The organism is Streptomyces sp. NPDC051909 (assembly GCF_040681095.1).
Taxonomy (GTDB): Bacteria; Actinomycetota; Actinomycetes; order Streptomycetales; family Streptomycetaceae; genus Streptomyces.
In genome coordinates this window covers 147,507-160,290 of the sequence record NZ_JBFAYA010000014.1, presented here as the reverse complement: position 1 = coordinate 160,290, position 12,784 = coordinate 147,507, and the positions used below count along the sequence as shown (strand labels likewise).

The following is a 12,784-nucleotide window of genomic DNA, read 5'->3' as shown; positions in this document are numbered from 1 at the left end:
GGATCATGGCCGTGCCCGCGTCGCCTGGCACGGCCCCTCGCCGCGTTGCCGATGGCGCCGGTGTACCCCCGATCACCCGTCATACCTGAGAGCCACCCTGGGAGTTGGCTCTCCGGCGGGACGCGGACCACACGCCCCGCTTCCTACCTTCCTTTCGCAGCGGAACTCATGCCGCCGACGCACCCCCGCTACGGAAGGAACCGCCCATGGCGCCGCCCCTCGCCCGGACCCCCGGCGACGCCCGCCCCCGACGCACCGCACGCCTCCGCCGCGGGCTGCTCGCCGCCCTCGTCACCGCCGCCGTCGCGCTGCCGGTCGCGGGCGCCGCGGGCCCCGCCGAGGTACCGGCACCCTCGCCGCCGCCCACCACCCCGCTGACCGCCGGAACCCCGGCCGAGCTCACCGCCCGGCTCGACGCCCGATACGCCGACCGGCGCGCGGCCCTGCGGGCCGCCGAGCAGACCGCCGACGCCTACGGAGCCCACCGACGGGCCGCCGCACTGCACGCCATGGCGCAGCCGGGACGCCGGATCCTCGCCTTCGACGGACGTGACGGCGGCCGCAGCGCCGAGGTCGTCGGCGACCTCGCCCGTGCCGACCGGATCGCCGTACTCGTCCCCGGCGTCGACACCGGCCTCGAACACTACGCCCGCTTCCGCGCCGGCGCCCTGGCGCTCCAGGACACCCTGCGCGAGGACACCGGCGGCGACCGCACCGCCGTCGTCGCCTGGCTCGGCTACCGCACACCCGCCACCGCCAGCGCAGCCTCCCTCACCCCGGGCCGCGCCGAAGAGGCCGCCCCCGCGCTCACCGCCTCCGTCGCCGAACTGCACCGCATCCGGCCCGCCGCCCGCATCACCCTGCTCTGCCACTCCTACGGCTCCGTGGTCTGCGCCCGCGCCGCCGCCGGCACGCCCGCCGCCGCGATCGTCCTCTACGGCAGCCCCGGCACCGGCCACGACGACGTGGCCGCCCTCCACACCCGCGCCACCGTGTGGGCAGGACGCGCCACGGACGACTGGGTGGCGCGGGTGCCCCACGTCCGCATATCCCTCCCGTCGCTCGCCCGCTGCGGCAGCGAACTCGGCTTCGGCGCCGACCCGGCGGACCCCGCCTTCGGGGCCCGCCGCTTCGCCGCCGGGGACGGCGGCCACAGCGACTACCTCGTCCCCGGCTCCGTACCGCTGCGGAACCTGGCCCGGATCGTCGAGGGCGAGGAGCCGGCCGATGCGTGAACTCGCCCGACGGATCGACGCGGCCACCCCACCCGGGCGCGACCGCGCCCTCGACGCGCTGCGCGCCCTCGCCATCCTCGGCGTCGTCCTCGGCCACTGGCTCGTCACCGCCCTGGTCGCCGACAGCGGCAGCCTGCGGGTCGAGAGCCCGCTCGGCCGGATGCCCGAACTCACCGGCGTCTCCTGGGTGTTCCAGACCCTCGCGGTGTTCTTCCTGGTCGGCGGCCTGGTCGCCGCCCGTGGCCACGCCGCCGCCCGGGCCCGCGGCGAGAGCCACCGCCGGTGGACCGCCGCCCGGCTCGCCCGGCTGTTCCGGCCGGTCCCGCCACTGCTCGCCGTATGGACGGCGGCGTCGGCCGTCATGCTCGCCTGCGGGGTGCCCTGGCAGACCCTCTGGACGCTCGGCAAGCTCGTTCTCTCCCCGCTGTGGTTCCTGCTCGTGCTCGCCGCCCTCACCGCCGCCACCCCGCTGGTCGCCCGCGTCCACCCGCTGTGGCCGCTCGCCGTCGTCCTCCACGTCGACCTGGTCCGCTTCGGCCTCGACGGCCCCGACTGGCTCGGCTGGATCAACCTGCCCGCCGGCTGGCTCGTCCCGTACACCCTCGGCGCGCTCGTCGCCCGGCGCGGCACCCCCACGCCGGGTGTCGCCTGGACCCTGCTGCTCGGCGGGGCCACCGCGACCGGACTCCTGGTCGCCTTCGCCGGCTATCCCGGATCCATGGTCGGCGTGCCGGGCGCCCCGGTCTCCAACCTCAACCCGCCCACCCTCGCCGCGGTCACCTTCGGCCTCGCCCAGTGCGGCGCGGCGGTGCTGCTCCTCGACCCGCTCCGCCGCGCCCTGCGCCGGCCGCGCGCCTGGGCCGCCGTCGCCCTGCTCAACCTCGGCGCCCTCACCGTCTTCCTCTGGCACCAGACCGCGATGATCGCCGTCACCACCGGCGGACTGTTCACCGCCCGCCTCCTCGGCCGCCCGCCGCTGCCCGGACTCCACACCCTCCCCGACGGCCCCACCTGGATCCTCGCCCGCCTCGGCTGGCTGCTCCTGTTCGCCTGCGCGCTGCTCGTCTGCCGGGCCGTCTTCCACCCCTACGAACGCACGCACACTGCCCGCGCCCCGAAGCCGCGGCCCGACTCGGGGAAGGAGACACGACATGCCTAGGCTGTGGCAGCGGGACGCACAGACGAGCGGGGGCACCACGGTGACGGACATCGCGCGATGGGAGGCGGCCCTGCGCGCGGTGCCCGGCGTCCTGCGCGCCGACCTGCGGCCGGGGCGCCGCGACCCGCTGCCCCGGCACCGCCATCTCGGCCGGCTCGCCCACGGGCACATCGTCCTGTTCTGCGTCGTCATGGGCATCTGGGACGCGAACGACTACGAGAGCTTCATGCAACCCGCCACGGGCGCCGTCTCGTTGCTCGTCGTCTTCCAGAGCGCCGCACCCGTCCTGGCCCTGAGCAGGCCCGTGGCCGCCCTGTGGGTCTCCTCGGCCGCGCTCACCCTGACCGCCGTGCTGACGTCAGCGGTGTTCGGCCTCGCGTGGCCGTGGAGCGTCCCGGGCATCGCTCTGCACACCCTCGTGCTGCTCCTGCTCGCCCTGCGGGTGCGCCCCGCCGCCTCCGTCGCGGCCCTCGGGATCTCCGTGCTCACCGGCATCGGCGCCGCCGTCCCCCACCCGGTGCCCGGACTGAACACCCTTCCCCAGGGCGTCGTCTCCTTCGCCCTCGCCGTCGTCCTCGGCTGCTCCCTGCGCGCCACCCGCGTCTCGCGCACCAAGCTCGTCGAGCAGGAGGTGCTCACCTCCGAGGAACGCGCCCGGCGCGCCCTCCTGGAGGAGCGCGGCCGGATCGCCCGCGAGCTCCACGACGTCGTCGCCCACCACATGTCCGTCATCTCCATCCAGGCACAGGTCGCCCCGCACCTGGTCGCCGACCCGTCCCCGGAGCTCCGCGAGAACCTCGCGGGCATCCGGCAGAACGCCGTCGACGCCCTCACCGAACTCCGCCGCGTCCTCGGCGTGCTGCGCGGCGAGGACGCGCGGGGCGATGCCGCCGCCGGCGTACGGCACGCCCCGCAGCCCACCCTCGACCGGCTCGGCGAACTCCTCGGCAACGTACGGGCCGCGGGCCTCGACGCGACCGCCGAGTCACGCGGCGAGCCCCGCCCGCTCTCGCCGGGCACCGAGCTCTCCGCGTACCGCATCGTCCAGGAGGCCCTGAGCAACGTGATGCGGCACGCGCCCGGCGCCCGCGCCACGGTCGCGACCCACTACCACCGCGAGGGCCTGACCGTACGCGTCACCAACACGGCCCCCGACGGAACGCCCGCCCCCGCCCCCACGGCCCCGCGGGCCGCGGGCGAACCCGGCCACGGACTGCTCGGCATGCGCGAGCGCACCGCCATGCTCGGCGGCGAACTCGCCGCCGGACCCACCCCCGAAGGCGGCTGGGACGTCACCGCGTTCCTGCCCGCTCCCCTCGACCCCAAGGACGGTTCATGAGCGACGCCGGCACCGGAGACATCAGGGTGCTCATCGCCGACGACCAGGTGATGGTCCGGCAGGGCTTCACGGTGCTGCTGAACGCCGAGCCCGGGATCACCGTCGTCGGCCAGGCCGTCGACGGCGCCGACGCCATCGCCAAGTCCGCCGAACTCGCCCCCGACGTCGTCCTGATGGACATCCGGATGCCCGGCACCGGCGGCATCGAGGCCACCCGGGTCCTCACCGCCGACGACGGCTCCGGGGCAGCGGTCAAGGTGCTCGTCCTCACCACCTTCGACCTCGACGAGTACGTGTACGAGGCGCTGCGCGCCGGGGCCGCCGGATTCCTCCTCAAGGACGCCTCGGCCGAGGAACTCGCCGACGCGGTACGGGTGGTGGCCCGCGGTGACGCGCTGCTCGCGCCGGGCGTCACCAAGCGGCTGATCGCCGAGTTCTCCCGGCTGAGCGCCGCCGCCCCGCGCGCCCCGCTGATGGACCGGGTGGGCGCCCTGACGGAACGCGAGACGGAGGTGCTCACCCTCATCGCGCACGGTATGTCCAACGCGGAGATAGCCGCCCGCCTGGTGGTCGCGGAGCAGACCGTGAAGACCTATGTCGGCCGCATCCTCACCAAGCTGTCGCTGCGCGACCGCACCCAGGCCGCCGTCCACGCCTACGAGACGGGCCTGGTCCGCCCCGGCGGCGGGCGCTGACCGGAGCCCGGAGCGCCACCGGCCCCCTGTCCTCCCGGCACGGGAGGACAGGGGGCCGGTGCTGGGCCACGGACCGGTCAGACGGCCGGCGGGACCCGGGGCGGGCGGCCGGAGCCGCGGGTCAGGACATAGCCGCCGATGCCGGCGAGGGCGGCGAGCACGCCGCCCGCCGCCGTCCACAGCCAGCGGTCCGACCACCAGCCGGAGGACCAGCCGTCCTCCGGGGCGCGGGCCTCGACGGCCTCCGGCTGCGTCGCGCCCGGCACCAGCGGCACGGCGAGCGCGCCGTCCGCGGCGTAGGCGCCGTCGAACTCGCGCGAGGTGGCGCCGACCAGGGCCGAGAACGGCTGGCCGGAGTCCTCCTCGGGCAGCCGGGTGGCGGTCAGCCGCACGAAGTAGGCGCCCGGCAGCGGGTCGTTCGACCAGGTGTCCGCGGCCGCCCGGACCGGGCGCAGCACACAGGCCAGCTCCACGGTCGCGGCGTCCTTGGCCGCCACCCGGGACTGCATCCCGTACATACACGGCTGGCGCCTGCGCAGCCCGTCGTACACGTCGATCCGCCAGGTCGAGGAGCCGTGCCGCAGCGCGGCCTCGGGCAGCGTCACGGTCGCGGTGACCGTCGGCCGCTCGTCGGTGTCGGCGGGGAACATCCAGTACAGGTAGTCGCCCGTGGACGCCTGCGCGGTCGCCTGCTGTCCCTGCTTGAAGAACGCGGCGGTGCGGAAGGAGGTGCCGGCCTCGGTCGGACCGGCCTGCTCGGCGGCCTCGCCGCTCGCGCTGCCGCTCGGGGTGGGGCCGGTCGGCGTCGCGGTGTCGGCGAGACCCGGCGCGGCGGCCGGGCCGAGCAGGGCGGCGCCCGCGAGCGCCACGGCCGCGAGCATTCTGCGTACGGTACGCATCAGTGGGTCCTCCAGACAGCGACGCGCCAGCGGGACAGCCAGCCCCAGATCAGACCGCCGAGGAAGCCGGCGAGGGCCAGGGCGCCGAGCAGCCACCAGCCGCGGCCGAGGCCGAAGGCGGCGAGGTCGGAGGCGGAGCCGGGGCCGTCGACGACGTCGATCGCCAGCTCGACCGGCATGCCCGGGGTGGTCTTCACCGACGGGGGAGCGGAGAAGGAGTTGCTGACCTGGAGGCAGACGGTCTCGGCCGCGGGCTTGGTGTCGTCGGCCAGGGCGTCCTCGTCCTCCTTCGTCGGATATCGCAGACCCGTCGAGATCACGTCGGTGCGTCCGTCGCCGGCCTCGGAGCCGCGGACGATCTCGCGGCCGTGGAGGGTGACGGCCCTCAGCAGCACGCCGTAGTCGTCGTTCACGGCCCGGTCGGCGGAGACGCTGACCGAGGCGCGCAGTTCCTGACCGGGCAGCACGTCCACCCGGTACCAGCGGTGCTGACCGAAGCTCTGCCGGTCGGTGTAGAGACCGGGCTTGAGGACGGGCGCGTCGGCGCAGCGCTCGGCGCCGTCGGTGGCGACCGGGGTGACGACCGGGTCGGCGGCGCGGTCGACCAGCTGCCGCACGCGGCCCGACAGCTCCTCGGTGCGGTGCACCGAGGTGTAGGTGCCGCCGGTGGCCTCGGCGATGCACATGAGCTGACGGCGGGTCTTGACGTCGGGGACGAGACCGAGGGTGTCGATGACCAGGTGGATGCCCTTGGCGGCGATGTCCCGGGCCACCTCGCACGGGTCGAGCGGGGCGCAGGTGTCCTCGCCGTCCGTGATCAGCACGATCCGCTTGGTCGCCTCGCCGCCCTTGAGGTCGTCGGCGGCGCCGAGCAGCGCCGGGCCGATCGGCGTCCATCCGGTGGGGGCCAGGGTGGCGACGGCGGTCTTGGCCTCGGTGCGGTCCAGCGGGCCGACCGGATAGAGCGCCCGGGTGTCCTTGCAGCCGCGCTTGCGGTCCTGGCCCGGGTAGTCGGCGCCGAGGGTGCGGATGCCCAGCCGCACCTCCTGCGGGACCGCGTCCAGGACCTCGTTGAAGGCCTGCTTGGCGGCGGCCATCCGGGACTGCCCGTCGATGTCGCGGGCGCGCATCGAGCCGCTGACGTCGAGCACCAGCTCGACCTTGGGGGGCTCCTTCACGGTGTCCGCGGCCACCGGGCCCGCGTCTGCGGCGGCGGTGGCGGCGGTGGCCGGAAGAAGTCCGACGGTCAGGGCGGCGAGCAGCGCACAGGCTCCGGTCGCCAGCCGTTTTCTCGTGATCATCGGAGGATCGTAGGGATGATCGTCCGAAGAACCAAAACGGGGTGGTGAACCCGTGGTGAAAGCCTCCTGAGCGGGGGTCAGGACCGGCTGTCGAGGAAGCCGATGAGGGTCGCGCCCCACCAGTCGAGCTGGCTGACGCCGGCCGCGGCGGCGGAGCGCGGCAGCAGCCGGCGCGGTACCGCGCCGCGCGCCCGGAAGTGGTCGAGGAGCTGGCCGATCCGGTGTGCCTGCAGAGCCGGCGTAAGTGCGGGTCTGTTCCACGCCTCCGCGCCCCATCGCCTCTCAGATACCTAGGGGGGTATTTGACAGCGCCGACGGAAGACGCTTACCGTCGAAGGCGTAATACCCAGGGGGGTATATGGAGGTGGATCTCGCTCATGGCTCGTGAAGTGGACCTGGATACCTTTGCCGCCGCCTGGAGTGCCGGCGCCGTCGTTCTCGACGTGCGGGAGCCGGAGGAGTATCGGGCGGTGCACGTGCCCGGTGCGCACCTCGCTCCGCTGTCGACGCTGGCCGCCGCACCGCCCCGCGTTCCCGAGGGGCGAACCGTGTATGTGATCTGTGCGAGCGGTAACCGCAGCCAGTGGGCCGCGGACCGCCTTGTCGCCGCAGGGGTGGATGCCCTCTCCGTCGCCGGCGGGACCCGGGGTTGGGTCGGTGCGGGGCGCCCGGTCGTGACGGGCTCCGCCCCCGGGGCGGTCTGACCTTCCCCTGTTCATGCGCCCGCCCCTCCGGGGAGCGGGCCACCTTTTGACCTCTCCGATACCCCCCAGGGTATCTGAGCCATCTCTGACGGAGGTTTCCGTGTTCTTCGCGCAGTACTACCTCGACTGCCTCTCGCAGGCGTCCTACATGATCGCCGACGAGACGACCGGCCAGGCGGTGGTGGTCGACCCCCGCCGGGACATCTCGGAGTACCTGGCGGACGCCGAGGCCCGCGGCTTCACCGTGGTCGGCGTGATCAACACCCATTTCCACGCGGACTTCGTCGCCGGGCACCTGGAGGTGGCGGCCGAGACGGGCGCGTGGATCGGCTACGGCCGCCGTGCCGAGACCGAGTACCCGATCCGCAAGCTGGCCGACGGCGAGACCATCAGCCTCGGCGATGTCACTCTGGAGATCATGGAGACGCCCGGGCACACCCCGGAGTCGATCAGCGTGCTGGTGTACGAGCGCGGCGCGGACACCGTCCCGTACGGCGTGCTCACCGGCGACGCGCTGTTCATCGGCGATGTGGGCCGCCCGGACCTGCTCGCCTCCATCGGCGTCACCGCCGACGAGCTCGGCGCCATGCTCCACGACAGCGTGCAGAACAAGCTGATGGCCCTGCCCGACGAGGTGCGGGTCTTCCCCGCCCACGGCGCCGGATCCGCCTGCGGCAAGAACCTCTCGACGGAGAAGCAGTCCACCATCGGACAGCAGCGCGCCACCAACTACGCGTGCGCGCCCATGTCGCGGGACGAGTTCGTGGCCCTCGTGACGGCGGGGCAGTCCGCCGCCCCCGGCTACTTCGTCTACGACGCGATCCTCAACCGCCGAGAGCGCCCGCTGTTCAACCCGGCGGCCGCGCCGAGGCCGCTGACCGTCGAGGACTTCACCCGCCTTCGTGCCTCCGGCGCTGTGGTCGTCGATGCCCGCGACCCGCAGGAGTTCGCCGCCGGACATCTGCGCGGCTCGGTGAACGTGCCGGCCGACGGCCGCTTCGCCGAGCAGGCCGGAACCGTCCTGCCCACGGACACGGACCTGCTGGTCCTCGCCCCGCAGAACCGCGAGGAGGAGATCGTCACCCGCCTGGCCCGGATCGGCTTCGACCGCGTGGCCGGCTACCTCCGCTCCCCGGACGACGCCCTGACCGCCCTGGCGGACGAGGTCGCCCCGGCCAGTCGCCTGACCGCCGCCCAGGTCCGCACCGCCCTGGCGGGCGACAACCCGCCCGTCGTCATCGACGTCCGCAACTGCGGCGAACGCGCCGAACACGGCTTCATCGACAGCGCCCTGCCCATCGCGCTGGGCGAACTGCCCCGGCGCCTCGATGAGATCCCCCGCGACAAGCCGCTCGTCCTGCACTGCGCGGGCGGCCACCGCTCCTCGATCGCCGCGAGCCTGCTGCGCCACCACGGCTTCACCGACGTCTCCGACATCCTCGGCGGCTACGCCGCCTGGGCCCTGTCCACCACCCCCGCCGCCGTCTGATCCGGCAGACCGCAGCAGCCGGCGCACCCGCGACGGGGCCCTCGACGCCCTGACGGGCACCGCCGGGGGCGCCGGCCCTCCCTACCCCCGCATATACCCCACCCCGTATTTCTGTTCGGGGTCGGTTCACCACGACGGAGATTTCATGACGACCGACGCCTCCCGCGCCGCAGGCCTCACCCCCGCCACCCTCCAGCAGCTGATCAAGGACGGACACGGACCTCGTGTGCTGGACGTGCGCACCCCCGGCGAATTCCGGACGGTCCACATTCCCGGCTCCTACAACGTCCCGCTGGACACCCTGCGCGAGCACCGCGCCGAACTCCTGGCCCACCTCGACGAGGACGTGGTCCTCGTCTGTCGCTCCGGGGCCCGTGCCGCCCAGGCCGAGCAGGCCCTCGCCGAGGCCGGTCTGCCCAACCTGCGCGTCCTGGACGGCGGCATGATGGCCTGGGAGGTCGCCGAGGCCCCGGTCAACCGGGGTGAGGCGCGCTGGGACATGGAGCGCCAGGTCCGCCTGGTCGCCGGCTCGGTCGTCCTGGTCACCGGCCTCGTCGGTGTCCTGGTGCCCGGTGTGCATCTGATCGGTACGGCGATCGGCGCCGGCCTGACGTACGCGGCGCTCAGCAATTCCTGCATGATGGGCGTCCTGCTCTCGAAGCTGCCCTACAACCGCGGCCCGCGCATCGACATCCGTACCGTGATCGCCTCCCTGCGGGACCGCTCGTGATCGCCCTCGTCCTCGTGGCGTCCGTCCTCATCGGCGTCAGTCTCGGCATCCTGGGCGGCGGCGGTTCCATCCTGACCGTGCCGATCCTGGTCTACCTGGCCGGGATGGACACCAAGGAGGCCATCGCCACCTCCCTGTTCGTCGTCGGCGTGACCAGCCTGGTCGGGCTCGTCCCGCACGCCCGGGCCGGCCGGGTGCGCTGGCGCACCGGCCTGATCTTCGGCGCGGTCAGCATGATCGGCGCCTACGGCGGCGGACGCCTCGCCGAGTACATCCCCGGCACCGTCCTGCTCGTCGCCTTCGCGCTCATGATGCTCGCCACGGCCTTCGCCATGCTCCGCAGGTCCCGCAAGCCGAAGGCGGCCAAGCCCGCCCACACCGAGCTGCCCGTCAAGCACGTGATCGTCGAGGGCCTCGTCGTCGGCGCGGTCACCGGCCTGGTCGGATCCGGCGGTGGATTCCTCGTCGTCCCCGCCCTCGCCCTGCTCGGCGGACTGCCCATGAGTGTCGCCGTCGGCACCTCGCTGCTCGTCATCGCGATGAAGTCCTTCTCCGGACTCGCCGGACATCTCTCCGGTGTGACGATCGACTGGAACCTGGCCCTGATGGTCACCGCCGCGGCCGTCGCCGGCAGCCTCATCGGCAGCCGCTTCGCCGGACGCATCCCCCAGGACACCCTGCGCAAGGCGTTCGGCTGGTTCGTCGTCGTCATGGGCGTCTTCGTCCTCAGCCGGCAACTGCCCACGGTGATCTGGGTCAGCCCCATCACCTGGACCGGCATCGGCCTCGCCGCGGCGACCACCATGGTCTGGGGCGCCGTACGGGCTCGCCGCCCGCGACCCACCACGGACGCGCCGCAGGCAGGCACCCGGGAATCGGCCGTACACCCCTAGCGTTATACCCCAAGGGGTATTCTTGAGTCGATGGTCGGTGAGAAGGAGGAACCCGGTGAAGGTGGAAGAAGAGGCGGCGACCGCGGTCCTCAACCGGCTGCGGCGCGCTCAAGGACAGCTCGCGGGCGTCATCGCCATGATCGAGGCCGGCCGCGACTGCAAGGACGTCGTCACACAGCTCGCAGCCGTCTCCCGCGCCCTCGACCGGGCCGGTTTCAAGATCGTCGCGAGCGGCATGCGCCAGTGCCTGGCCGAGAGCGAGGAAGGCGCACCCCCGATGAGCGAGCAGGACCTGGAGAAGCTCTTCCTCACGCTCGCGTGACACACGACGGCGGCCGGCGGACATCCGCCGGCCGCCGTCGCTGCGCACCCCGGCAGACGCGTGCGCGCCCGGCTTGCGACGGCTGGCGCCCTGACCGCATAGGTTCGCCGGTTGGCGGCGTCGGTGCTCGGACCGGCTGGGCTTGGTGTGGGAATAGTTGGAGCGTTCGCGGAGCCGAACGAACTATGCTCCCAGCGTGTCTGGTCCGACGTTGGTGATCGAGTTGACGGAACCGCCCTCCCCGGCTGCGCTGCGGCGGTTCCGTGCGTTGATGGTGGACCTCTCCTCCCACTTCGTCGAGAAGCGGCCCGGGTTCTTCGACGTCAACGTGCCCGCAGAGCGACTGGGTGTCGAGGGCGGGCGAGAGGGGGATCGGCGAAAGCCGTTCCCGCTGCCACTCCTCGGCGACACCTCCGCCTCCGTGGACGAGGAGCTCACGGCGCTGGTGGGATTCGATCCGCAGCGCGAGGACTGGCGTCGGCCCTTCCTGGTCCACTTGATGGGGCCGGGTGTCGGCGATGAGAGCCTCTTCGAGGCTGAGCACGCGGACGAGCCCGAGGTGGAGGCCAAGCTCGGCTTCAAGCCGACCCATGCCGTCAATGTCAGCGCCGGCTGCAATCGCGAGATCGACCACGTGGCCACGGCCCTGCTGACCGCCGCTGTCATGGATGTCATCGGGGGCGTGGCCAAAGCCGAGCTGCTGGACGGACAGGCGTCGGTCGTCGCGAGCCTTCCAGGGGTGGTGGGGATCGCGGACGACGACTGGATGGCGCTGGGGACGGCGGAGTTTCTGCGGGCCTGGGTTGGGCATCCCGCCTTCCGGCTGGTCAAGTAGCAGACGAATCGGCGGCGGAGCTGGTGCTGTGACCTGGAACATTCGCCCTGTTGCCTGATCACGCGGCGAGAGCGGGTCGCCCGCCCCAGCGGATGCCTTTCGCGCTGCGGATTCGGGCTCGTTCCGTCGCCCGGGGCGAGACGATCGCCGAGCTCCGCAAAAAAACGGCTTCGTGAGGCAAAGGCCGAGATCCCCGAACTGGCCACCTGCGCAACGTCGCCGCATCGTCCGTTCGGCGGATGAGCCGGAACGATCTCCGTGCCGAGGAAGGGAACGTAACGAAGACGCGCACGACACCGGTATCGCGGTCTTGGGCTCGGATGGTGTCCTGATCAGCCAGGTGCACTTCGAGAATATCTGGGGTGACGCCGTGGAGGCGGACCCCGGCGGAACCTGGGACTCGCAAGGCAGAGGCGTGGAGCGGCGACGTCACGCTCGTGAGGAACACGTACAGCAACGTGTACCTCGGACTCCTGGCAGCGGCAAGCAACATCGGCGTGCAACCCGGCCCCTTCGTGGTGCGTGACAACGTGCAGCCGGAAACCGACACCCCCGTCACATGCTGGCCCCAGATCTACATGGCCGCACCGACAAACAGCCTCGGCCCGGCGACGATCACCGGAAACAACCTGAGGACGCTGGCCTGGGGCATCGTGCTCGGCCGTGTGTCCCATGCCGACGTCGAGAGGAACACGACCACCTTCATCCCCGGCTTCGGATGCGGGGTCTCGACTGGGGTGGAACTGAACGATGTGCCGAGTGGCCTGATCACCCACAACACGTTCATCGGCGCGAATCCCGTCGCAACCCTCAACTCGTCGGCGGCCACCGTGTGCGGAAACCGCACGACCGCAAAGGGCAGGTACGACCAGCCTGAGCCCTGCTGAGGTGCCCGTCCGGAGGGGCGCCGAGGCGGCGGGGCTGTCGCCGACCCGGGTACACCGGCTCACAAACGGCGCCCACCTCGACGCCCTGGACGCCGCGCTCGGGCTGCTGCTTGCGGCGGGTCGGCCGGCCCCGGAAGACCCGGATGGCAGCGACGACGTGGAGCTGTCCGGCCGTGCGAGCCGCTGAGTGACAGACGTTCCTGAAACTCGGCAGCCCAGCCCAGCCCAGCCCAGCCCGACCCGGCGAACCCATGCGGTCACAGCAGTAGGTCACCGGTTCCCTCCCCATGACCAGA

14 protein-coding genes are annotated in these 12,784 nt (G+C 72.9%); 12 read left to right on the top strand and 2 right to left on the bottom strand.

The annotated features are described in order from the left end of the window. Positions 1-206 precede the first annotated feature (206 nt). Genes AB0M18_RS23025 through AB0M18_RS23010 form a run of 4 tightly spaced genes read left to right on the top strand, consistent with a single transcriptional unit; the run spans position 207 to position 4,428 of the window. Positions 207-1,235 (top strand): alpha/beta hydrolase, encoded by a 1,029-nt coding sequence (locus AB0M18_RS23025; RefSeq protein WP_365760877.1) that lies wholly within the window; start codon positions 207-209, stop codon positions 1,233-1,235. Further along, positions 1,228-2,394 (top strand): acyltransferase, encoded by a 1,167-nt coding sequence (locus AB0M18_RS23020; protein ID WP_365760875.1) that lies wholly within the window; start codon positions 1,228-1,230, stop codon positions 2,392-2,394. The genes AB0M18_RS23025 and AB0M18_RS23020 overlap by 8 nt, the downstream gene beginning before the upstream one ends. Continuing rightward, positions 2,387-3,733, top strand: coding sequence for a histidine kinase (locus tag AB0M18_RS23015; RefSeq protein ID WP_365760873.1), 1,347 nt, complete (start codon positions 2,387-2,389; stop codon positions 3,731-3,733). Before AB0M18_RS23020 ends, AB0M18_RS23015 begins: the two co-directional genes overlap by 8 nt. Beyond that, complete coding sequence (locus AB0M18_RS23010; RefSeq protein ID WP_365760871.1) at positions 3,730-4,428, top strand: response regulator transcription factor; 699 nt, start codon at positions 3,730-3,732, stop codon at positions 4,426-4,428. The genes AB0M18_RS23015 and AB0M18_RS23010 overlap by 4 nt, the downstream gene beginning before the upstream one ends. A 77-nt stretch (positions 4,429-4,505) precedes the next feature. Here the strand turns inward: AB0M18_RS23010 and AB0M18_RS23005 are convergent, their stop codons facing one another. Next, complete coding sequence (locus tag AB0M18_RS23005; RefSeq protein WP_365760869.1) at positions 4,506-5,327, bottom strand: hypothetical protein; 822 nt, start codon at positions 5,325-5,327, stop codon at positions 4,506-4,508. Next, positions 5,327-6,628 carry a VWA domain-containing protein gene (locus tag AB0M18_RS23000; protein WP_365760867.1) on the bottom strand — a complete coding sequence of 434 codons (1,302 nt, stop codon included), beginning with the start codon at positions 6,626-6,628 and terminating at the stop codon, positions 5,327-5,329. Before AB0M18_RS23000 ends, AB0M18_RS23005 begins: the two co-directional genes overlap by 1 nt. Positions 6,629-7,005: 377 nt before the next feature. On the opposite strand from AB0M18_RS23000, the gene AB0M18_RS22995 reads away from it, so the two are divergent. From AB0M18_RS22995 to AB0M18_RS22960, 8 genes are all read left to right on the top strand, one after another. Beyond that, complete coding sequence (locus AB0M18_RS22995; protein WP_365760865.1) at positions 7,006-7,332, top strand: rhodanese-like domain-containing protein; 327 nt, start codon at positions 7,006-7,008, stop codon at positions 7,330-7,332. A 100-nt stretch (positions 7,333-7,432) separates the two neighbouring features. Then, complete coding sequence (locus tag AB0M18_RS22990; protein ID WP_365760863.1) at positions 7,433-8,821, top strand: rhodanese-like domain-containing protein; 1,389 nt, start codon at positions 7,433-7,435, stop codon at positions 8,819-8,821. Positions 8,822-8,966: 145 nt separating this feature from the next. Further along, entirely contained in the window at positions 8,967-9,551 is a 585-nt protein-coding gene (locus AB0M18_RS22985) for a rhodanese-like domain-containing protein (protein ID WP_365760861.1), read from the top strand. After that, positions 9,548-10,444 carry a sulfite exporter TauE/SafE family protein gene (locus AB0M18_RS22980; RefSeq protein WP_365760859.1) on the top strand — a complete coding sequence of 299 codons (897 nt, stop codon included), beginning with the start codon at positions 9,548-9,550 and terminating at the stop codon, positions 10,442-10,444. The genes AB0M18_RS22985 and AB0M18_RS22980 overlap by 4 nt, the downstream gene beginning before the upstream one ends. Positions 10,445-10,499: 55 nt before the next feature. Continuing rightward, positions 10,500-10,766 carry a metal-sensitive transcriptional regulator gene (locus AB0M18_RS22975; protein ID WP_365760857.1) on the top strand — a complete coding sequence of 89 codons (267 nt, stop codon included), beginning with the start codon at positions 10,500-10,502 and terminating at the stop codon, positions 10,764-10,766. 196 nt (positions 10,767-10,962) lie between these two features. Continuing rightward, positions 10,963-11,601 (top strand): DUF6368 family protein, encoded by a 639-nt coding sequence (locus AB0M18_RS22970; protein WP_365760855.1) that lies wholly within the window; start codon positions 10,963-10,965, stop codon positions 11,599-11,601. A gap of 458 nt (positions 11,602-12,059) precedes the next feature. Next, the gene (locus AB0M18_RS22965) at positions 12,060-12,488 is read left to right on the top strand and encodes a hypothetical protein (RefSeq protein WP_365760853.1); all 429 of its coding nucleotides are present in this window, start codon (positions 12,060-12,062) and stop codon (positions 12,486-12,488) included. Position 12,489: 1 nt separating this feature from the next. Continuing rightward, the gene (locus tag AB0M18_RS22960; RefSeq protein ID WP_365760851.1) at positions 12,490-12,675 is read left to right on the top strand and encodes a hypothetical protein; all 186 of its coding nucleotides are present in this window, start codon (positions 12,490-12,492) and stop codon (positions 12,673-12,675) included. Positions 12,676-12,784 lie beyond the last annotated feature (109 nt).